This window comes from Brevibacterium sp. 'Marine' (genome assembly GCF_012844365.1).
GTDB lineage: Bacteria > Actinomycetota > Actinomycetes > Actinomycetales > Brevibacteriaceae > Brevibacterium.
The window spans coordinates 2,216,420-2,237,275 of record NZ_CP051626.1 but is presented as its reverse complement, the minus strand read 5'-3'; the positions used below and the strand labels follow the sequence as shown (position 1 = coordinate 2,237,275).

20 protein-coding genes and 1 pseudogene are annotated in these 20,856 nt (G+C 66.6%); all 21 read left to right on the top strand.

Translation table 11 applies throughout. The features are described from left to right. Positions 1-146 precede the first annotated feature (146 nt). The 21 genes and pseudogenes from efp (at position 147) to hisG (ending at position 20,854) form a co-directional block, all read left to right on the top strand. Positions 147-707, top strand: coding sequence for an elongation factor P (efp, locus tag HF684_RS10160; protein WP_025777834.1), 561 nt, complete (start codon positions 147-149; stop codon positions 705-707). Next, a complete protein-coding gene (gene nusB / locus HF684_RS10155; RefSeq protein WP_169252366.1) occupies positions 708-1,118 on the top strand; it encodes a transcription antitermination factor NusB in 411 nt (136 codons plus the stop codon). A gap of 108 nt (positions 1,119-1,226) precedes the next feature. After that, positions 1,227-1,777 (top strand): annotated as a pseudogene (pyrR, locus tag HF684_RS10150) (bifunctional pyr operon transcriptional regulator/uracil phosphoribosyltransferase PyrR). After that, positions 1,774-2,754 carry an aspartate carbamoyltransferase catalytic subunit gene (locus tag HF684_RS10145; protein WP_169252365.1) on the top strand — a complete coding sequence of 327 codons (981 nt, stop codon included), beginning with the start codon at positions 1,774-1,776 and terminating at the stop codon, positions 2,752-2,754. Before pyrR ends, HF684_RS10145 begins: the two are co-directional and overlap by 4 nt. Then, the gene (locus HF684_RS10140; protein WP_169252364.1) at positions 2,747-4,060 is read left to right on the top strand and encodes a dihydroorotase; all 1,314 of its coding nucleotides are present in this window, start codon (positions 2,747-2,749) and stop codon (positions 4,058-4,060) included. Before HF684_RS10145 ends, HF684_RS10140 begins: the two co-directional genes overlap by 8 nt. Next, entirely contained in the window at positions 4,045-4,539 is a 495-nt protein-coding gene (locus tag HF684_RS10135) for a hypothetical protein (RefSeq protein ID WP_101553468.1), read from the top strand. The genes HF684_RS10140 and HF684_RS10135 overlap by 16 nt, the downstream gene beginning before the upstream one ends. Beyond that, positions 4,536-5,696: a glutamine-hydrolyzing carbamoyl-phosphate synthase small subunit gene (gene carA, locus HF684_RS10130; protein WP_169252363.1), complete on the top strand. Its 1,161-nt coding sequence runs from the start codon at positions 4,536-4,538 to the stop codon at positions 5,694-5,696. The genes HF684_RS10135 and carA overlap by 4 nt, the downstream gene beginning before the upstream one ends. Positions 5,697-5,708: 12 nt before the next feature. After that, on the top strand, positions 5,709-8,984 hold the full coding sequence (carB, locus tag HF684_RS10125) for a carbamoyl-phosphate synthase large subunit (RefSeq protein ID WP_169252362.1): 3,276 nt from the start codon (positions 5,709-5,711) through the stop codon (positions 8,982-8,984). Next, a complete protein-coding gene (gene pyrF / locus HF684_RS10120; RefSeq protein ID WP_169252361.1) occupies positions 8,984-9,829 on the top strand; it encodes an orotidine-5'-phosphate decarboxylase in 846 nt (281 codons plus the stop codon). Before carB ends, pyrF begins: the two co-directional genes overlap by 1 nt. A 175-nt stretch (positions 9,830-10,004) precedes the next feature. Then, positions 10,005-10,316, top strand: coding sequence for an integration host factor, actinobacterial type (mihF, locus tag HF684_RS10115; protein ID WP_025777825.1), 312 nt, complete (start codon positions 10,005-10,007; stop codon positions 10,314-10,316). Between the two features lie 19 nt (positions 10,317-10,335). Then, positions 10,336-10,899 (top strand): guanylate kinase, encoded by a 564-nt coding sequence (gmk, locus tag HF684_RS10110; RefSeq protein ID WP_025777824.1) that lies wholly within the window; start codon positions 10,336-10,338, stop codon positions 10,897-10,899. A gap of 12 nt (positions 10,900-10,911) precedes the next feature. Then, positions 10,912-11,247, top strand: a complete 336-nt coding sequence (rpoZ, locus tag HF684_RS10105) for a DNA-directed RNA polymerase subunit omega (RefSeq protein WP_227492527.1) — start codon at positions 10,912-10,914, stop codon at positions 11,245-11,247. Next, positions 11,244-12,524, top strand: coding sequence for a bifunctional phosphopantothenoylcysteine decarboxylase/phosphopantothenate--cysteine ligase CoaBC (gene coaBC, locus HF684_RS10100; RefSeq protein WP_169252360.1), 1,281 nt, complete (start codon positions 11,244-11,246; stop codon positions 12,522-12,524). Before rpoZ ends, coaBC begins: the two co-directional genes overlap by 4 nt. Then, complete coding sequence (metK, locus tag HF684_RS10095; protein ID WP_169252359.1) at positions 12,521-13,726, top strand: methionine adenosyltransferase; 1,206 nt, start codon at positions 12,521-12,523, stop codon at positions 13,724-13,726. The genes coaBC and metK overlap by 4 nt, the downstream gene beginning before the upstream one ends. A gap of 12 nt (positions 13,727-13,738) precedes the next feature. Further along, entirely contained in the window at positions 13,739-15,793 is a 2,055-nt protein-coding gene (locus HF684_RS10090) for a primosomal protein N' (protein ID WP_169252358.1), read from the top strand. A gap of 29 nt (positions 15,794-15,822) precedes the next feature. Further along, entirely contained in the window at positions 15,823-16,755 is a 933-nt protein-coding gene (gene fmt, locus HF684_RS10085) for a methionyl-tRNA formyltransferase (RefSeq protein ID WP_169252357.1), read from the top strand. Positions 16,756-16,760: 5 nt separating this feature from the next. After that, a complete protein-coding gene (locus HF684_RS10080) occupies positions 16,761-18,218 on the top strand; it encodes a transcription antitermination factor NusB (RefSeq protein WP_169252356.1) in 1,458 nt (485 codons plus the stop codon). Between the two features lie 3 nt (positions 18,219-18,221). Next, complete coding sequence (rpe, locus tag HF684_RS10075) at positions 18,222-18,884, top strand: ribulose-phosphate 3-epimerase (protein ID WP_169252355.1); 663 nt, start codon at positions 18,222-18,224, stop codon at positions 18,882-18,884. A gap of 50 nt (positions 18,885-18,934) precedes the next feature. Beyond that, positions 18,935-19,600 (top strand): nicotinamide mononucleotide transporter family protein, encoded by a 666-nt coding sequence (locus HF684_RS10070; RefSeq protein ID WP_169252354.1) that lies wholly within the window; start codon positions 18,935-18,937, stop codon positions 19,598-19,600. Positions 19,601-19,698: 98 nt separating this feature from the next. After that, a complete protein-coding gene (locus tag HF684_RS10065; protein WP_025777815.1) occupies positions 19,699-19,962 on the top strand; it encodes a phosphoribosyl-ATP diphosphatase in 264 nt (87 codons plus the stop codon). Positions 19,963-20,014: 52 nt separating this feature from the next. Next, the gene (gene hisG, locus HF684_RS10060; RefSeq protein WP_025777814.1) at positions 20,015-20,854 is read left to right on the top strand and encodes an ATP phosphoribosyltransferase; all 840 of its coding nucleotides are present in this window, start codon (positions 20,015-20,017) and stop codon (positions 20,852-20,854) included. Positions 20,855-20,856: the final 2 nt, after the last annotated feature.

Genomic DNA, 20,856 nt, shown 5'->3' with positions numbered 1-20,856 from the left:
CCGCCCAAATGGAAGCGTCCCGCTGAAGCTTGCTAGACTTGCCCAGTGGCGCATTCGTCGACCCCGAACCGCGGGGCTGGGCGGCGCGCCGTGCCGACTGCGATCACCATTCGGTGATCAGGACTGAACCGAAGAAGGACGAATTAGTGGCGACAACGAACGACCTGAAGAACGGCCTTGTGCTCAACCTCGACAACCAGCTGTGGCAGGTGCTCGAATTCCAGCACGTCAAGCCCGGAAAAGGACCGGCCTTCGTCCGCACCAAGCTGAAGAACGTCATCTCCGGCAAGATCATCGACAAGACCTTCAACGCCGGCACCAAGGTCGAGACCGCGAATGTCGACCGCCGCGATATGCAGTACCTCTACCATGACGGCACCGACTACGTGTTCATGGACGCCAAGGACTACGACCAGGTCAACATCTCCGCAGAGCTCGTCGGCGACGCCGCGAACTACATGCTCGAGAACCAGGATCTGCAGATCTCCTTCCACGAAGGCACCCCGCTGTCGGTGGAGCTGCCGCCCTCGGTCGAGCTGACCATCACCCACACCGAACCCGGACTCCAGGGCGACCGTTCGACCGGCGGATCGAAGCCGGCGACTCTCGAGACCGGCTACGAGATCCAGGTGCCCCTGTTCCTCGAAGAGGGCGTGAAGGTCAAGGTCGACACCCGCAGCGGCGACTACCTCGGTCGCGTCAAGTAAGTGGCATCCGCACGTACCCGAGCCCGTCGTCGGGCTCTCGAGCTGCTCTTCGAAGCCGGGCAGCGTCGACTGGCCATGGACGAACTCGTCACCATGCGGTCGAACGATCCCGACTACCCGATGAAGGAATACGCGGTCGAGATCGTCACGGGCATCACCGAGAAGCAGGCGGAGATCGATGAGATCATCTCCACCTACTCAGAAGGCTGGACCCTGGACCGGATGCCGGCCGTCGACCGGTCTCTGCTCGAGATCGGAACCTGGGAGATGCTGTTCAACGACGAGGTCCCCGACAAGGTGGCCATCGACGAAGCCGTGTCACTGGCCAGACAGTTCTCCACAGATGACTCACCCGGTTTCGTCTCGGGACTGCTCTCCCGCATCCTCGACGTCAAACCGACACTCATCTGACGGCGGGTCCGCACTTCGGACCCGCCCGCCGGTGGGCACCCCACCGGGTCTACAATCGAATCGAACCACTCCTTTAACCACCGTCCAGAGAGGCGGAGAAGGGGAAATATGACACAGCGAACAGTGCTGGACGCCCCCGATATCTCGCGGGCGATCACCCGGATCGCCCATGAGATCATCGAATCCAACAAGGGCAGCGACGACCTCGTGCTCCTCGGCATTCCGCGCCGCGGAGTCCCGCTCGCGCACCGACTCGCCGAGGCGATCGCCTCGATCTCGGGAATCCCGAGACCGCTGCCGAACTCTCCGGCAGCCTCGACATCACGATGTACCGCGACGATCTGCGCGGCGGCTCCTACCGGACACCCGAACCCACCTCCATCCCGAGTGCGGGAATCGATGCGAAGACCGTCGTCCTCGTCGACGATGTGCTCTTCTCCGGGCGCACCATCCGTGCCGCCCTCGATGCCCTCGCCGATGTCGGCCGGCCCGCCAAGGTCCGGCTCGCCGTTCTCGTCGACCGCGGCCACCGGGACCTGCCGATCCGTGCCGACCATGTCGGCAAGAACCTGCCGACATCGAGCAGCGAACGCGTCAACGTCTCCCTGACCGAAATCGACGGAGACGATTCCGTGAGCATCTCGGGGGGCCGCGAATGAAGCATCTGCTCGACACCGCGACGCTCAGCCGAGACGACGCCATCGGCATCCTCGACATCGCTGAGGAGATGACGCTGGTCTCCGAACGCGAAGTCAAGAAGCTGCCCGTGCTGCGCGGACGCACGGTGGTCAACCTCTTCTTCGAGGACTCCACACGCACACGCCTGTCCTTCGAAGCCGCAGCCAAACGGCTCTCGGCCGATGTGCTCAACTTCTCCGCCAAGGGCTCCTCCGTGTCGAAGGGCGAAAGCCTCCAGGACACCATCCAGACGATCTCGGCGATGGGAGCCGATGCCATCGTCGTCCGCCATTCCGGAGCTGGCACCGCCCACCGCCTCGCCCATACCGGGTGGATCGACGTCCCCGTCGTCAACGCCGGCGACGGCACCCACGAACACCCCACCCAGGCGCTCCTCGACGCGTTCACCCTGCGTCGGGCACTGGCCGGAGTCCCCGCCTCGGGGCCGGTGGCCGGGGGACCGCGCGGTCAGGGACTCGACGGAGCGAAGGTCGCCATCGTCGGGGATATCCTGCATTCCCGTGTGGCCCGGTCGAATGTGCACCTGCTCGCCCGCCTCGGCGCGGATGTCCACCTCATCGCCCCGCCCACCCTGCTGCCGTGGGGGGTGGAGGACTGGCCGGTGACCGTCCACTTCGACTTCGATTCGGCCCTGAGCGCGGTGGACTTCGCCGCCGTGATGATGCTGCGGGTCCAGCACGAGCGGATGCACGAATCCTTCTTCCCCAACGAACGCGAATACGCCCGCTTGTGGGGACTGAGCGCGGCCCGGCTGGCCACACTGCCGGCCTCGACCTTCATCATGCACCCGGGTCCCATGAACCGCGGTTTCGAGATCTCCGCTGCCGCAGCGGATTCACCCCGCGCCCTCGTCCTCGACCAGGTCGAGAACGGAGTGAGCGTGCGCATGGCGGTCCTCTACCGTCTGCTGACCGGTCAGGAGGAGACCAATGACTGATTACCTCATCCGCGGAGCCGACGTCCTCGGACGCGGAGTCGCCGATATCGCGATCCGTCACGGACGCATCGTCGATCCCGAGCTTCTGGGCACAGACGATCACGAGACCGTCGAGGCCCCGGGCCTCGTAGCTCTGCCCGGCCTCGTCGACATGCACACCCACCTGCGCGAACCCGGCAAAGAGGACGCCGAGACCGTGCTCACAGGGTCCCGATCGGCGGCGTCGGGCGGCTACACCTGCGTCCACGCCATGGCCAACACCGCGCCCGTGGCCGACACGGCAGGAGTCGTCGAACAGGTCCACCGCCTCGGCCGCGCCGCCGGATTCACCGAAGTCGTGCCCGTCGGCGCCGTGACCACCGGCCTCGAGGGCCGTCAGCTCGCCGAATTGGGCGCCATGGCACGTTCGGGTGCCCGCGTGCGCATGTTCTCCGACGACGGCATCTGCGTCTCCGATCCGCTGCTCATGCGCCGCGCCCTCGAATACGTCAAGACCTTCGACGGGATCATCGCCCAGCACGCACAGGAACCGCGCCTGACCGAGGGCGCACAGATGAACGAGGGAACGGTCTCGGCCGAACTCGGACTGCCCGGCTGGCCCGCCGTGGCCGAGGAGTCGATCATCGCCCGTGATGTGCTCCTGGCCGAACACGTCGGGTCCCGGCTGCACATCTGCCACGTCTCCACGGCCGGCAGCGTCGACCTCATCCGGTGGGCCAAGGCCCGGGGGATCGCCGTGACCGCCGAGGTGACACCGCACCATCTCATGCTCACCGACGAACTCGTACGCACCTTCGACCCCGTGTACAAGGTCAACCCGCCGCTGCGCACCGACCGTGACGTCCAGGCGCTCCGGACTGCTCTGGCAGACGGCACGATCGACGTCGTCGGCACCGACCACGCCCCGCACACCGCCGAACACAAGTGCAGCGAATGGACCGCCGCGGCCATGGGCATGGTCGGCATGGAATCCGCGCTGTCCATCGTCGTCGCCGCCATGGCCGACCACGACTTCGACTTCGGCGATGTGGCCCGTGTGATGTCGTCGGCCCCGGCTCGGATCACCGGAGCCTCCGGGCACGGCAGCCTCGAAGTCGGGGCGAGCGCGAACATCGTCCTCGTCGACCCGGCCGCACCGCACCGCATCGAACCCGCCGACCACGCCACGAAGGGACGGAACAACCCCTTCGCCGGCGTCGAAGTGACCACGCAGGTCACCGACACCTTCTTCTACGGCCACCGGGTCTTGGCCGCAGGGGCACTGACCACACCCCACCCGGCAGGAGCAACATGGACACCACAGTAGGCACACTCATCGTCGCCGCAGTCATCGTCATCGTGATCGTCGCGATCGCCTGGGGATGGAGCCGACGCAAACAGGCCCAGGCGGAAGTCGTCACCCCGCCGAAGCCCCATATGGGCATCAAAGCCGTCGCCGAACCCGTCGAAGGCTCCTATGTGTCGACGACGAAAGCCGGCCATCCGCTCGAACGCGTCGCCGTCCACGGCCTGGGCATCCGCACCACCGGGGAACTCGTCGTCACCGACGGGGGAGTGATCATGGACCTGGCCGGACGCGACGACTTCCTCATCCCGCGCCGAGACATCGTCTCCGTGGACACCACGAACGGGATGATCGGCAAATTCGTCGAACGCGGAGGCATCATCCGCATCACGTGGCACCTCGGCGACACCCTCGTCGACACGGGCTTCCGCGCCCGCTACGCCGCATCCACCACCCCCACCGTCGACCGCATCCGCGAAATGATCGAAGAGGCACAATGAGCTTTTCCACCACCCCCGCCGTCCTCGTCCTCGAAGACGGCCGGACCTTCCACGGATCCGCCTACGGACACCTCGGCGAGACCACCGGTGAGGCCGTGTTCGTCACCGCCATGTCCGGATACCAGGAGACGCTGACCGACCCGTCCTACCACCGGCAGATCATCATCCAGGCCGCTCCGCACATCGGCAACACCGGCGTCAACCGCACCGATGACGAATCCGCCAGGATCTGGGCGGCCGGCTACGTCGTCCGCGACGCCTCCCGGATCTCGTCGAACTGGCGATCCGAAGGCGACCTCGTCGACTGGCTGACCGAGTCCGGGATCGTCGGCATCTCCGACGTCGACACCCGAGCCCTGACCCGCCACCTGCGCGACAAGGGAGCCATGCGCGTGGGCATCTTCTCCGGCCCCGCCGCCGAGGCGCCCGAGTCCGAACTCCTCGCCCGTGTCCAGGCCTCCCCGCAGATGGCCGGAGCCAACCTCGTCGACGAGGTCTCGATCACCGAACCCACCCTCATCCCCGCCCGCGGGGAGAAGAGGTTCAGCGTCGCCGCCGTCGACCTCGGCATCAAATCGATGACCCCCGAGCGACTGTCCGAACGCGGAATCGACGTCCATGTGCTGCCGTCGACGATCAGCTTCGAAGAGATCCGGGCCCTCGGCGTGGACGGAGTCTTCTTCTCCAACGGCCCTGGCGACCCCGCCACCGCAGACGACCAGGTCGAACTGCTGCGCGCCGTGCTCGATGCCGGCATGCCGTTCTTCGGCATCTGCTTCGGCAACCAGCTGCTCGGTCGGGCACTGGGCTTCGGCACGTATAAGCTGCCCTTCGGCCACCGCGGCATCAACGTGCCCGTGATGGACCGGACCACGGGCAAGGTCGAGATCACCTCGCAGAACCACGGCTTCGCCGTCGACGCTCCGCTGACAGGTGAGACCATCGCCCCGCACAAGGCCAACTACGGCCGGGTGACTGTGTCCCATGTGTGCCTCAACGACGATGTCGTCGAGGGACTCGCCTGCCTCGACATTCCCGCCTTCTCCGTCCAATTCCACCCCGAGGCTGCGGCCGGCCCGCACGATTCGAGCTACCTGTTCGATCGCTTCGTCGACCTCATGTCCGCTTCCCAGGCCGATTCGGCTGCCCAGGCCTAAGGAGAACACCCAATGCCACTGAGACACGACCTCACATCCGTCCTCGTCATCGGCTCCGGCCCCATCGTCATCGGCCAGGCCTGCGAATTCGACTATTCGGGCACCCAAGCCTGCCGCGTGCTGCGCTCCGAGGGCCTGCGCGTCATCCTCATCAACTCGAACCCGGCGACCATCATGACCGACCCGGACATCGCCGACGCCACGTATGTCGAACCGATCGATCCGGACGTCATCGAGACGATCATCGAGAAGGAGCGCCCCGATGCGCTCCTGCCCACCCTGGGCGGACAGACCGCACTCAACGCGGCCATCGCCCTCCACGACGCCGGAGTGCTCGAGAAGTACGGCGTCGAACTCATCGGGGCCGACGTCGACGCCATCCAGCGCGGTGAGGACCGACAGAAGTTCAAGGACATCGCCGAGGCCTGCGGCGCCGAGGTGGCCCGGTCCGCCATCTGCCACACCCTCGACGAAGCCCTGGCCGCGGCCGAAGAACTCAACTACCCGGTCGTCGTGCGCCCCTCATTCACCATGGGCGGCCTCGGCTCGGGCATGGCCTACGACGAAGCCGATCTGCGCCGCATCGCCGGCGCCGGCCTGTCCGACTCCATCACCCACGAGGTGCTGCTCGAGGAATCGATCCTCGGGTGGAAGGAATACGAACTCGAGCTCATGCGCGACAACAAGGACAACGTCGTCGTCGTGTGCTCGATCGAGAACGTCGACCCCGTCGGCGTGCACACCGGCGACTCGATCACCGTGGCCCCGGCGCTGACCCTGACCGACCGGGAATACCAGTCGATGCGCGATATCGGCATCGCCATCATCCGCGCCGTCGGCGTGGACACCGGCGGCTGCAACATCCAGTTCGCAGTCGATCCCAAGACCGGACGCATCATCACCATCGAGATGAACCCGCGCGTGTCCCGGTCCTCGGCGCTGGCGTCGAAGGCCACCGGCTTCCCGATCGCGAAGATGGCCGCGAAGCTCGCCGTCGGCTACTCGCTCGACGAGATCCCCAACGACATCACGAAGGTCACCCCGGCCAGCTTCGAACCGACGCTGGACTATGTGGTCGTGAAGATCCCGCGCTTCACCTTCGAGAAGTTCCCGGCCGCGGATCCGACCCTGACGACGACGATGAAATCCGTCGGCGAAGTCATGGCCCTGGGCCGCAACTTCACCACCGCGCTGCAGAAGGCGATGCGCTCACTCGAGCAGAAGGACTCCTCGTTCAGCTGGACCGACCTGCCCGACGTCTCCGACGACGACGTCCGCGAATCCGTCCTCGAAGCGATCTCGCACGCCACCGCTGACCGCATCCACTCGGTCCAGCGCGGACTCGCCGCCGGGCTGAGCGCGGCAGAGGTCTTCGACGCCTGCGAGATCGACCCCTGGTACCTCGACCAGATCCAACTCATCAACGAGGTGGCCGCCCATATCCGCGACGCCGACGAACTCGACGAGCACGTCCTGCGGGTCGCGAAGAACCACGGCTTCTCCGACGAGCAGATCGCGGGGCTGCGCAGCCTCGACACGAGCGTCGTCACCGGCATCCGCCACGCCCTGCGCGTGCGCCCGGTGTTCAAAACAGTCGACACCTGCGCCGGAGAATTCGAAGCGAAGACTCCGTACCACTACTCGAGCTACGACTCCGAGACCGAGGTCATGAGACGCGACCGCCCGGCCGTGATCATCCTCGGCTCGGGACCGAACCGGATCGGCCAGGGCATCGAGTTCGACTATTCCTGCGTCCACGCCACCATGGCGATCGGCTCGGCCGGATACGAGACGATCATGGTCAACTGCAACCCGGAGACCGTGTCGACCGACTACGACACCGCCGATCGCCTGTACTTCGAACCCCTCACGTTCGAAGACGTCATGGAGGTCTACCACGCCGAACTCGCCGCCGGTGAGGTCCTCGGCGTCGTGTGCACCCTCGGCGGGCAGACGCCGTTGGGCCTGGCCGACAAGCTCAAGGCCGCAGGCGTGCCGGTGCTCGGCACCCAACCCGAAGCCATCGACCTGGCCGAGGACCGCGGAGAGTTCGGAACCGTGCTGGAGAGGGCCGGACTCACCGCTCCCAAGCACGGCACCGCGGTGACCTCTGCGGAAGCGGCAGCGATCGCCGAGAACATCGGCTACCCGGTGCTCGTGCGGCCCTCCTACGTCCTCGGCGGACGCGGAATGCAGATCGTCTACGACCGCACTCAGCTGCTCGACTACATGGCCAGCGCCACGGAGATCTCCACCGATCGTCCGGTCCTGGTCGACCGGTTCCTCGAAGACGCCATCGAGATCGACGTCGACGCCCTCTACGACGGCAACGAGGTCTACATCGGCGGAATCATGGAGCACATCGAAGAAGCCGGAATCCACTCCGGCGACTCCGCCTGCGTACTGCCCTCGCTGACGCTGGGCGAGGACGTGCTCGAGCGCGTCCGCCAGGGGACGAAGGCCATCGCCGAAGGGGTGGGCGTGCGCGGACTGCTCAACATCCAGTTCGCCATCGCCGCCGACGTCCTCCACGTCATCGAAGCCAACCCACGGGCCTCGCGGACCGTGCCGTTCGTCTCGAAGGCGACGTCGACCCAGCTGGCCAAGGCCGCGGCGCTCATCGCCGTGGGCCGCACGATCGAGGATCTGCGCGGTGACCTGCTGGCCGCAGAGGGCGATGGCTCGACCCTGCCGCTCGACCATCCGATCGCCGTCAAGGAGGCGGTCCTTCCGTTCCGTCGGTTCACCACCGTCGAAGGAAAGATCGTCGACTCGATCCTCGGTCCCGAGATGCGCTCGACCGGTGAGGTCATGGGCATCGACCACAACTTCCCGACCGCGTTTGCGAAGGGACTGCTCGGGGCATCCGTGAAGCTGCCGACCTCGGGCACCGTGTTCGTGTCGGTGGCCGATCGGGACAAGCGGGCCATGGTGCTGCCGGTCAAAGAACTCGTCGACATGGGCTTCGACGTCGTCGCGACCACCGGCACCGCGGCCGTGCTCTCCCGCTACGGGATCAAAACCACTCAGGTGCACAAGCACTTCGAGGCCGATGCCGAAGACCGCACGGTCATCGACTACCTCACCGCGGGCACCATCGACATGGTCATCAACGTGCCGTCGGGTCGGCAGGAACGCGCCGACGGCTATGAGATCCGAGCCGCGGCGACCGCGAACTCCGTGCCCCTGATCACCACGCTCGCCGAATTCGCCGCCGCAGTGACCTCCCTCGAGGTGATCCGCGACTCGAAGTTCGACGTGCGCAGTCTGCAGGACTGGAGCGCCTGATGTTCGGCACTCGGCTGGCAGCCGCCATGGAACAACACGGGCCGCTGTGCGTGGGCATCGACCCGCACGAGCATCTGCTGGCCTCCTGGGGGCTGCCGGCCAGTGCTGCAGGCGTCCGCGAGTTCGCCCTTCGTACGGTCGGGCAGCTCAAGGGATCGGTGGCAGCCGTGAAACCGCAGTCCGCGTTCTTCGAACAGTACGGTTCCGCCGGAGTCGCCGCTCTCGAAGAGACCCTGGCCGCGGCCAAGGACGCCGGTCTGCTCACCGTCCTCGACATCAAACGCGGTGACATCGGCTCGACCATGGGTGCCTACGCGAGGGCCTACCTCGACCCCGCCTCGGCGCTGGCCGCGGACTCGATCACGGTCTCGCCCTACCTCGGGTTCGGAGCCCTGGAGCCGGCGTTCGAACTCGCGGCCGCTCACGGCAAGGGCGTCTTCGTCCTGGCGCTGACCTCGAACCCGGAAGGGGCGGAGGTCCAGCATGCCGTGCGAGACGGCGAATCGGTGGCCGCAGCGATCGTGTCCCGAGTCCGGCAGCGCAATGCTCAGGCACTGGACTCGGCCGAGGTGCTCGGTTCGTTCGGACTCGTCGTCGGAGCGACAATCGGCACCGCAGCAGCGGACCTGGGATTCGATCCCAGCGACTGCGGGGGACCGATCCTCGCTCCCGGCGTCGGCGCACAGGGCGCAGGTCTGGCTGAACTGCGCGCCGTCTTCGGCGACCGGGCCCTGGAATCGGGACAGGTGCTCGCCACCGCCTCCCGGGCGGTGCTCGGTGCCGGTCCCGACGGATTGGCCGACGCCGCAGCCGCACTCAACCGTGACCTGACGGCAGCGGACTGAGCACCGGTGTTCGGATCGCGAGGGCGGTCCGAACACCGGATTCGGCGTTCCGTCGGTGGGCCGATTCCGGCTCGCCACGCCACAAATTTCTGCTCATATCGCCTCTCGGCAGGGATTGTGTCTTAGACTGAGACAACTTCCCTACCTGCCCGTTCATGGTGACAGAGGAGACAAAGTGGCACTCGAACCGTTGACCCCGCAACAGCGTTCCGCTGCGTTGGACAAAGCGTTCAAGGCACGTCAGGCACGAGCCGAAGTGAAGTCGGCGCTCAAGACCGGCGATACCGATCTCGCGGCCGTGCTCAAGAAGGCAGCAGACGACGAAGCACTGGCGAAGATGCGTGTGCTCGATCTGCTCAGGGCCCTGCCCGGAGTCGGCGACCGGCGAGCCGAAGCCGCCATGGAAGAGGTCGGCATCGCCACCTCCCGGCGGATCAAAGGTCTGGGTGTGCACCAGAAGTCCGCCCTGTTGGAGAAATATTCCTGAGTGTGACAACCTCAGACCTGTGAATAATCGACTCACTGTCCTCGCGGGTCCGACCGCCGTCGGAAAAGGCACCATCAGCACCTATATTCGGCAGAACCACCCCGAGGTCTGGTTCTCCGTGTCGGCCACGACCCGCCCCCGGCGCCCCGGTGAGATCGATGGTGTCCATTATCACTTCCTCACCGACGACGCCTTCGACGCTCTCATCGCCGAGGATCGGCTGCTCGAATATGCCGTCGTCCACGGGCGCCACCGCTACGGCACGCCTTCGGCTCCGGTGGAGGAGAAGCTCGACCAGGGGATTCCCGCACTGCTCGAGATCGACCTGCAGGGCGCCCGTCAGGTCAAAGAGAAGATGCCCGATGCCCGCTTCGTCTTCCTCGCCCCGCCCAGCTGGGAAGAACTCGTCTCCCGACTGACCGGCCGCGGCACCGAAACCGAAGAGGAGCAGGAGCGGCGACTGGCCACCGCGAAACGCGAATTGGCCGCCGAATCGGAGTTCGACGTGACCATCGTCAACGACCACGTTCGCACTGCGGCCGAAGAACTCCTATCATTGATGGGTATAGCCACTTCCGATTAGATGGGAATCTCCTTGCCCGCACAGCCTGAAGGCATCACCAACCCTCCGATCGACGATCTGCTGAGCGTGACCGGTTCGAAGTACGAACTGGTCTCGATCGCGGCAAAGCGCGCCCGTCAGATCAACTCGTACTACGCCCAGCTGCAGGAGGGACTGCTCGAGAACGTCGGTCCGCTCGTCACGCCCGGCACCAACGAGAAGCCCCTGTCGATCGCTCTGCGTGAGGTCAACGAGTCGAAGATCGTCGCTCGCGAGGTCTCCGAAGCCGACTTCATCCAGGCCGCACCCGAGGCCGAAGCCACCGCTCCTGTGAGCAACGACGGCGCGATCGACTTCAGCGACCAGTGAGAATCGTACTCGGCGTCGCCGGTGGGATCGCCGCCTACAAGGCGGCACACATCATCCGGCGACTCCGGGAACTCGACCACAGCGTCAAGGTCGTTCCGACGGCCAACGCACTGAAATTCATCGGTGCCCCCACTCTTGAGGCCCTGTCCGGCCAGACCGTGACCACCGATGTCTTCGACGAGATCGACACCGTCAATCATGTGCGCATCGGACAGGACGCCGAACTCGTCATCATCGCCCCGGCGACCGCCGATCTGATCGCGAAGATCGCCGCCGGCCGAGCCGATGATCTGCTCACCGCCTCCGTGCTCACCACGACCGCTGAGGTCGTCGTGGCTCCGGCCATGCACACGGAGATGTGGCTCAATCCCGCCACAGTCGCCAATATCGCGACCCTGCGCTCGCGCGGCATCCATGTCCTCGATCCTGCTGTCGGGCGCCTCACCGGACCCGACTCCGGTCCCGGACGACTGCCCGAACCCGAAGAGATCGTCGACTTCGCGCTCTCGGTCAAGGACGGCACCGCCGACGACTCGGCAGACGCGCTCAACCGCCCCAGCGGTGCTCTGTCCGGTCGCCGCATCGTCATCAGCGCCGGCGGCACGCGGGAGCCACTCGACCCCGTGCGCTTCCTCGGCAACCGCTCCTCAGGCAAACAGGGCATCGCCCTGGCGAAGGCCGCGCATGCCGCGGGCGCATCCGTCGAACTCGTCGCTGCGAACATCGACACCGGTCTGCTGTCGGGACTGCCCGCTGACATCACGGTCACCCCGGTCGAATCCACTCTGGAGCTGCAGGAGGCGATGCATACCGCCCAGGCGCGCGCCGATGCCATCATCATGGCCGCCGCCGTCGCCGACTACCGGCCCGCCGAGACCGCGGACTCGAAGATGAAGAAGTCCGGAGACGACGGTCTGACCCTGCGCCTGACGCAGAACCCGGACATCCTGCGCGGACTCGTCGCCGAGCGCTCTGGACAGACCGGCCTCCGCCGTCAGATCATCGTCGGGTTCGCCGCCGAGACCGGTGACTCCGACACGACCGCGCTCGACTACGCTCGAGCCAAGTTCGAGCGCAAAGGCGTCGACCTGCTCGTGTTCAACGACGTCTCGGACGACCGCGCCTTCGGCCACGATGACACCATGGTCCAGATCATCTCCTCCGATCGCGGCGACATCGTCGTCGGTGAGGAATTCCACGGGTCGAAGGACCATGTTTCACAAAAGGTCATTGCGGCCGTCTCCGACCAAATCACCCACGTAGAATCGACAACGTGACACACACAAATCTGCGTTTCTTCTCATCCGAGTCCGTCACCGAGGGACATCCCGACAAGATCTGCGACCAGATCAGCGATGCGGTGCTCGACGATCTGCTTCGGCAGGACCCCAACGCCAAAGTGGCCGTGGAGACCATGGTCACCACCGGACTCGTCCACGTCGCCGGTGAGGTGAATACGGCCGCCTACGCCGATGTCGCCGGCATCGTGCGCAGCCTCATCACGGGGATCGGCTACGACTCCTCGGACACCGGCTTCGACGGACACTCCTGCGGAGTCTCCGTGTCGATCGGCAGCCAGTCCACGGACATCCACTCCGGTGTGACGAACCCGCTGGACTTCCGCGAAGCCGTCGAATCCTCCGACCACGGCACGAGCCTCGGAGCCGGAGATCAGGGACTGATGTTCGGCTATGCCGACAACTCCACCGATGTCCTCATGCCGCTGCCCATCCACCTGGCCTCCCGGATGGCCGAGCAGCTCTCTCAGGTGCGCAAGTCCGGTCGGCTCGACTATCTGCGTCCCGATGGGAAGACGCAGCTGACGCTGGGCTATGACGGCGACGAGGCAGTGTCGATCGAGAACGTCGTCGTCTCCACCCAACACTCGGCGGAGACCAGCCAGTCCCAGCTGCACACGGAGATCAAGGAACTCGTCATCGATCCGGTGATCGCCGACTCCGGTCTCGACGTCTCTGGCGCGAACATCCACATCAACCCCGCCGGTCCCTTCGTCACGGGCGGGCCGATGGGCGATGCCGGTCTGACCGGTCGGAAGATCATCGTCGACACCTACGGCGGGTTCTCCCGTCACGGAGGCGGCGCGTTCTCCGGCAAGGATCCTTCGAAGGTCGACCGTTCCGCGGCCTACGCGATGCGCTGGGTGGCGAAGAACGTCGTCGCCGCCGGTCTGGCAGACCGGGCCGAAGTGCAGGTGTCCTATGCGATCGGCCGAGTCGACCCGATGGGCCTGTACGTCGAGACATTCGGAACGGAGAAGGTCGATCCGAACGCGATTTCACGGGCCATCCGCGAGGTCTTCGACCTCCGCCCGGCGATGATCATCGCCGAACTCGATCTGCTGCGCCCGATCTACTCGCAGACCTCGACCTACGGCCACTTCGGCCGCGAACTGCCCGACTTCACCTGGGAGGTCACGGACCGCGCCGAGGATCTGCTGCGCGCCGTGTCCTCCAACTAGTCTGCCACCGGCGTGGACGAACCCCTCCCGATCGACACCGGAACCTCGGCCGAGGGCCAGGTGCCCCTGGCCCCGACCGATCCGGTCGCCCGCGTACTCATCGACCATCCCGTCCCGCACCTGGCGCGGGCCTTCGACTATGCGGTCCCGGACAAGCTCGCCGAGGCGGCCCTGCCCGGTGTGCGCGTGCGCGTGAAGTTCGCCGGGAAGCTGCGTGACGGCTATCTGCTCGAACGCGTCGAATCCTCGGACCACGTCGGGCCGTTGGCGACGATCCAACGGATCAGCGGACCCGTCCGAGTTCTCAGTGAGAATCTGCTCGCGTTGAGCGAAGCGGTCGCCCGTCGCTACGGCGGGACGCTCGCCGATGTGCTGCGCCTGGCCATTCCTCCGCGCCACGCTCGCGGCGAGAGAGCCGTGCTCAAGGACGAGAAGACCGGGACGGCTGCGAACGAGTCCGATGCGGCGACCGACCATCCTGTACTGAGCCCAAACGACGGTTCGGCGGATGATCCGCAGCTGCTCGGCCGCCTCGGCGAGTGGGTTCTTACGGCGGGGGAGGAGCCGAGGGCCGACGATGTCTCCGGGCCGCCTCGGCGCCGGGCCATGGCGTGCACACCCGGGCCGACGCCGGGACTCAGCTGGATCCGTGCCGGACTCGATGCTGCGCGGACGGTGCTCGGGGCCGGCCGGTCCGTGCTCTGGCTCGTGCCCGACCATCGTGAGCTCGCCGTGCTCCATTCGGCGCTGACCCACGCCGGGATCGCGGAGGTCTCGGTACTCAGCGCCGAGACGTCACCGGAGCTGCGCTGGCAGGCCTGGCTGCGCGGACTGCTCGGACACACGCGGATCACGATCGGCACGCGTGCGGCGGCCTTCGCCCCCGTCGCGGACCTGGGGCTCATCATCTGCACCGACGACGCGAACCTCAACTATCTCGATCAGCACGCCCCGTACCCGCACGCCAGGGAGGTCTGCCTGCTGCGGTCGACGATCGAGGACACCGAACTGCTCTTCGTCTCCACCGACCGCAGCGCCGAAGTCCAGCGCCTCGTCGAGATCGGCTGGCTGGCCGACGTCACTCCGGTCGGTCCCGCCAGGCGGCATGCCGCTCCGGTCGTCTTCGTCCCCGACGAGGATCGGGACCCCTTCGCCTGGCAGCGTATTCCCAGCCGCGCCTGGCAGATCATGCGCACGGCGCTGCGTCCGCGTCCCCGGGACGGGGGAGTGCCCGGTCCGGTGCTCGTGCAGGTGCCGCGATCCGGGTACTATCCGGTCTTCGCCTGTGCCCGCTGCCAGGAAGTCGCCCGCTGCCCGCAATGTCAGGCGACGCTGACCACTCAGTCGGAGGTCGGTCCCTTCGCCTGCCGGACCTGCGGCTATCACTCGGAGACCTTCAGGTGCCTGCGCTGCCGCTCGAACCAGGTGAGATCGATCGTCCGCGGCCGGGCCCGCACCGTCGAAGAGCTCGCCCGTGCACTGCCGGATGTCGAGATCGTCGAATCCGGAGGCGATCACATCACCACGGTCCTCGACGAGACCCCGCGCCTCGTGGTGGCCACGACCGGAGCCGAACCCTATGTGCTCGGCGGCTTTGCCGCGGCGATCCTCTTGGATTCGCTGTGGCCGGGTCCCTGGATGCGCTCGATCGACGAAAGTGTGGCACGCCGACTGCGTGCCGCCTCACTCGTGCGCTCCCGTGATGACGGGGGAGCCGTCTATCTCGGCGACGAGGACGAAATCATCCGGCAGACCCTGACCGCCTTCGACCCCACGACCTTCATGTCACGGCAGCTGAGCGACAGAAAGGTCCTCGGCTTCCCGCCCTACCGACGGATCCTCGAGCTCACGGGAGCCGGCGCCGACATCGACGAGGTGCTCAAGCAGATCGGCGAGGTCGAGGAACTCCTGCGTGAGGACGCCGCGGACGGTCAGCGCAGCGTCAGCGCCTACCCGTTCTCCGCCGGAGACCGCGTCGGGACGAAAGTGACCGAGATCATCGCGTCCCGCTCGGCCAAGAAGCAGCCGCTGGTGCGAGTGCGCATCGATGATCCCCGGTCGCTGTGACCGCGCGGCGAACCAGTAGAATCCAAGTCGTGGATATCGTCTTCGCCGGCACCCCTGATGTCGCAGTACCCGCCCTCGAGGCCTTGGCCGTCTCGGACCACCGCATCCGTGCGGTGCTCACCCGACCCGATGCGCCCGTCGGACGGAAGAGAGTCCTCACCCCGTCACCGGTGAAGACCCGCGCTCTCGAACTCGGACTGCCCGTCATCGAAGCCGCTCGTCTGCGCGGAGACGTCATCTCCCAGCTGCGGGCACTCGATGTCGACGCCGTCGCCGTCGTCGCCTTCGGAGCCATCGCCGGACCCGCCGCACTGGACACGGCCCGCCTCGGCTGGTTCAACCTCCACTTCTCCCTGCTGCCGGCCCACCGCGGGGCCGCTCCGGTTCAGCGGGCACTCATCAACGGTGAGACCACCAGCGGAATCAGCGTGTTCCGCATCGATACCGGCATGGACACCGGGCCGGTGCTGCGCCGGTTGGAACTGCCGCTCGACCACGCGGACGTCGCCGAGGCTCTCGACGACTATGCCCACCGCGGGGCCCCCGAACTCGTCGCCGCCTTCGACGATCTCGCCGCCGGCACCGCCGCCCTGACACCGCAGACCGGTGAGTCCAGCCACGCCGAGAAGATCACCGTCACCGACGCCCACCTCGACCTGTCCGCATCCACGACCGAGGTCATCAACCGGGCCCGCGGGACCAGTCCCGCACCGGGACCGTGGGTGGAACTCGACGGCAAGAGGACGAAGCTCTTCGGACTCTCGCCTGCACCCGAGGTGACGGCCTCCGGCGCGATCGGCGAACTGACCACCTGGCAGCAGCAGCCGGTGCTGCGCTGCGGTGACGGGTGGGTCCGGGTCGAGCAGATCCAACCCTTCGGCAAGGCCCGGATGGCCACGGTCGACTTCCTGCGCGGCCGTTCAGACGTGACCTTCGACCCCTATACCGAGAGGCAGGCATAAGAGCCATGGCTGAGTCAGCAGGCAGAGACCGCCGTCGCGGCAGAGGCGATCGCGGCCGCCCACCTCAGAACCGCGGAGCACCGCAGGGCGAACGGATGGGTAAGAACCTGCCGCGGCGCATCGCCTGGGAAGTCCTCCTCGACGTGGCGACGAAGGACGCCTACGCGAACCTGCTGCTGCCGGCCAAGCTCTCCCGCACCCATATGGGCGCTCAGGACGCCGCCTTCACGACCGAACTCACCTACGGTGCCCTGCGCCGACAGAAGTTCTACGATGCGGTCATCGAAATCGCCTCATCCCGGACCGTCGACAAGATCGATCCCGAACCCCTGGCCGCGATGCGCCTCGGCGCCCACCAGCTGCTGTCGATGCGGGTGCCCAACCATGCGGCACTGTCCGAAACCGTGGCCGTGGTCAAACGGACGGCTGTGAAGACCGCCGGATTCGTCAACGCCGTGCTCCGCCGCATCTCGGAAGCCGAAGCCGACGTGTGGCTCGACCGTGTCACTGCCGAGGCTGACGAGACCACCCGACTGGCGATCGAACACTCCCACCCCGAATGGGTCGTCCGGGCACTGAACCAGGCGCTCAAGGGTCACGGCCGCGACGCCTCCGAGCTCGAAGCCCTGCTGGCAGCCGACAACGCGCCCGCAAAGGTCGGTGTGTCCGCCCTGCCCGGGCTCATCGACCGCAGCGAACTGCCGGGAGAGCCCACCCCGCTGTCACCGATCGGCGTCACCCTGGACACCGCGGTGCCCCGGGACGTGGCAGCCGTGGCCGACGGGCGTGCCCGCGTCCAGGACGAAGGATCGGCCCTCGTCGCCCTCGCCCTGGCCGAGGTCGACGCACCCACCGGAACCTGGGCCGACCTGTGCGCCGGACCCGGCGGCAAGGCCGCCGTCCTCGCAGCCAGAGCAGCCGGAGAATCGACAAACCTCGAAGCCTTCGACTCCAGCGAACACCGTGTCGACCTCGTCCGCGACTCCACCAAGGCGCTGACCAACGTCACCGCCGCCGTCCGCGACGGACGCGACGCCCGCGGACCCTACTCGAAGACCCTCGTCGACGTGCCCTGCTCCGGACTCGGTGCCCTGCGCCGCCGCCCCGAAGCCCGCTATCGCAGACGGCCCGAGGACATCACGGCGCTGACCGGGCTGCAGAGAGAACTGCTCGCCGCTGCCCTCGATGCCTGCGCGCCCGGGGGAGTGGTCGCCTACTCGACGTGCTCACCGCACTACGCCGAGACCGTGCTCATCGTCGACGAAGTGCTGCGCCTGCGCGCCAAGGCCGTGAGCGCTGACGTGGAGATCCTCGACACACCGGCCGTGCTGTCGGCGATCACCGGCACCGAGGCGGAGTCGTTCGCCTCGGTGACCCGGGCGGGCGGGCGATACGCTCAGCTCTGGCCCCACGTCCACAACAGCGACGGAATGTTCCTGGCCCTCCTGCGAAAGGCGAAATGACCCATGTCGATCGACATCAACCCCTCCATCCTGTCCTCGGACTTCTCCGATCTGCGCGGTGAGCTGACGAAGATCAGCACCGCCGATATGGCCCATATCGACGTCATGGACAACCATTTCGTGCCGAACCTCACCTTCGGTCCGCCCGTCGTCGAACGCATCCAGGCGATCTCGCCGATCCCGCTCGACGCCCACCTCATGATCGCCGACGCCGATCGCAACGCTCCCGTGTACGCGGAGATCGGCTGTGCCTCGGTGACCTTCCACGCCGAGGCGGCCGCCGCCCCCGTCCGTCTCGCCCGGGAACTGCGCCGCCTCGGGGCCAAGGCCAGCCTCGCACTCAAACCGGCCACCCCGATCGAACCCTTCATCGACCTCCTCGGCGAATTCGATCAGATCCTCATCATGACCGTCGAACCCGGATTCGGCGGGCAGAAGTTCCTCGATGTGTGCCTGCCGAAGATCAGACGGACTCGTGAAGCGATCTCGGCTGCCGGACTCGAGATCCGGCTGCAGGTCGACGGGGGAGTCTCCGCGGCGACGATCGACCGCGTCGTCGATGCCGGCGCAGACGTCCTCGTGGCCGGCTCCGCCGTCTACGGCGCCGACGATGCCGCAGCGGCGATCAGCGAACTGCGCACCCTCGCCGCCGCACACGCCCACTGACCGATCCGGGCCGAATGCTGCTTGCGGCCCACACCTGAAGAGAGCCTGCGATGGACCTGTTCGACTGGTTGAACACCCCGGCATTCGAACTGCTGGGCAAACCCGTGCCGTACTCCGACCTGTTCGGCAACATCTGCGCGCTGGCCACGGTCGTCTTGGCGCTGCGGCGGAACATCCTGTCCTGGCCGGTGCAGATTCTCGGTTCCATCCTCCTGTTCTCCGCCAGCCTTTCCGCCGGCCTCGGCGGCAATGCCTCTCGGCAGGTCGTCATCATCGTCGCCGCGGTCTGGGGATGGACGCAGTGGAAGAAGTCCAAGGCCGCCGCCGGCGAAGTCCTCGTCCGCTGGGCGACCTGGAAGGAACGGGCGATCCTGCTCGCGGCTCTCGTCATCGGCACCGGAGTCTTCGGCTGGGTCCTCGCCGCAGGCGGGTGGTCCTGGAACCCGTACCCCGACGCGTATATCTTCATCGGCTCGATCGTGGCCATGTATGCCCAGGGCCGAGCCATCGTCGAATTCTGGTTCGTCTGGCTCGCCGTCGACCTCGTCGGCATTCCGCTGGCGATCTCCGGCGGGCTCGTCTTCTCCGGAGCTGTGTACCTGTTCTTCCTCGTCATGGTCATCCTCGGACTCGTCGACTGGTCGAAGCGCTCCCGCCAGACGATCTCGGCACCCCATCGTCCGGCCACCGACATCGGCCGCGATCCCGAGGACTGAGCGCAGGCGGCCGCGGGGCACTCGGCTGCCAGCCTGGCGCGTTTTGGAACGTGAGACCCCGTACGCTGCGGCGAATGCGGATGCATTAGGCTGGAGAAGTGAAGACCTTTGATTCTCTCTACGCCGAACTCCAGCAGAAGTCCCTCGATCGCCCCACCGGTTCGAAGACCGTGGCCGAACTCGACGCCGGAGTCCATGCGATCGGCAAGAAGGTCGTGGAAGAGGCCGCCGAAGTGTGGATGGCCGCCGAATACGAGACCAAGGACGAGCTCGCCGAGGAGATCTCGCAGCTGCTCTACCATGTGCAGGTGATGATGATCGCCAAGGGACTGACCCTCGACGACGTCAACACCCACCTCTGAGACCTTTCCACGAATCCGACCGACCCGACGCCATCGAACTCCAAGGGACCCCATGCTGCGTGTAGCCGTGCCCAACAAGGGCGCACTGTCCGAAGCCGCCTCCGACATGCTCAGCGAGGCCGGATACTCCACTCGACGCGGAACCAAGACACTGGTCCATCAGGACGAGGTCAACGGAGTCGAATTCTTCTACCTGCGTCCCCGCGACATCGCCATCTACGTCGGCTCCGGCATCCTCGACGCCGGAATCACCGGCCGTGACCTGCTGCTCGAGTCACAGGCCGAAGCCGATGAGGTGCTCGGGCTCGGGTTCGGTGCCTCGCGCTTCTTCTACGCCGGCACCACCGGCTCCTTCACCTCGCCCGACCAGCTGGCCGGTGCCCGCATCGCCACGAGCTTCCCGAATCTCGTGGATGCCGATCTGCAGCGACGCGGCATCGCCGCAACGACCGTGCAGCTCGACGGAGCGATCGAGGTCTCCATCCAGCTCGGAGTCGCCGACGCCATCGCCGATGTCGTCGAGACCGGCTCCACACTGCGCGCCGCGGGACTCGAAACCTTCGGCGAGCCGCTCCTCGAATCCGAGGGTGTGCTCATCCAGCGCGACGGCGCCGAATCTCGCATCGGCGTGCTCAAACGCCGCCTCGAATCGGTCATGGTCGCCCGCCAGTACGTGCTCGTCGACTACAACATCGAACAGCGCCTGGTTCCCGAGGCGATCTCGCTGACCCCGGGGCTCGAATCCCCGACCGTGTCTCCGCTGCAGGAGACCGGGTGGGTCGCCGTGCGCGTCATGGTCGAAGCGAAGGAAGTCAACAACGTCATGGACCGACTCTACGGAGTCGGGGCGCGTGCGATTCTGGTGACGAACATTGGCGCCTGCCGAATCTGATC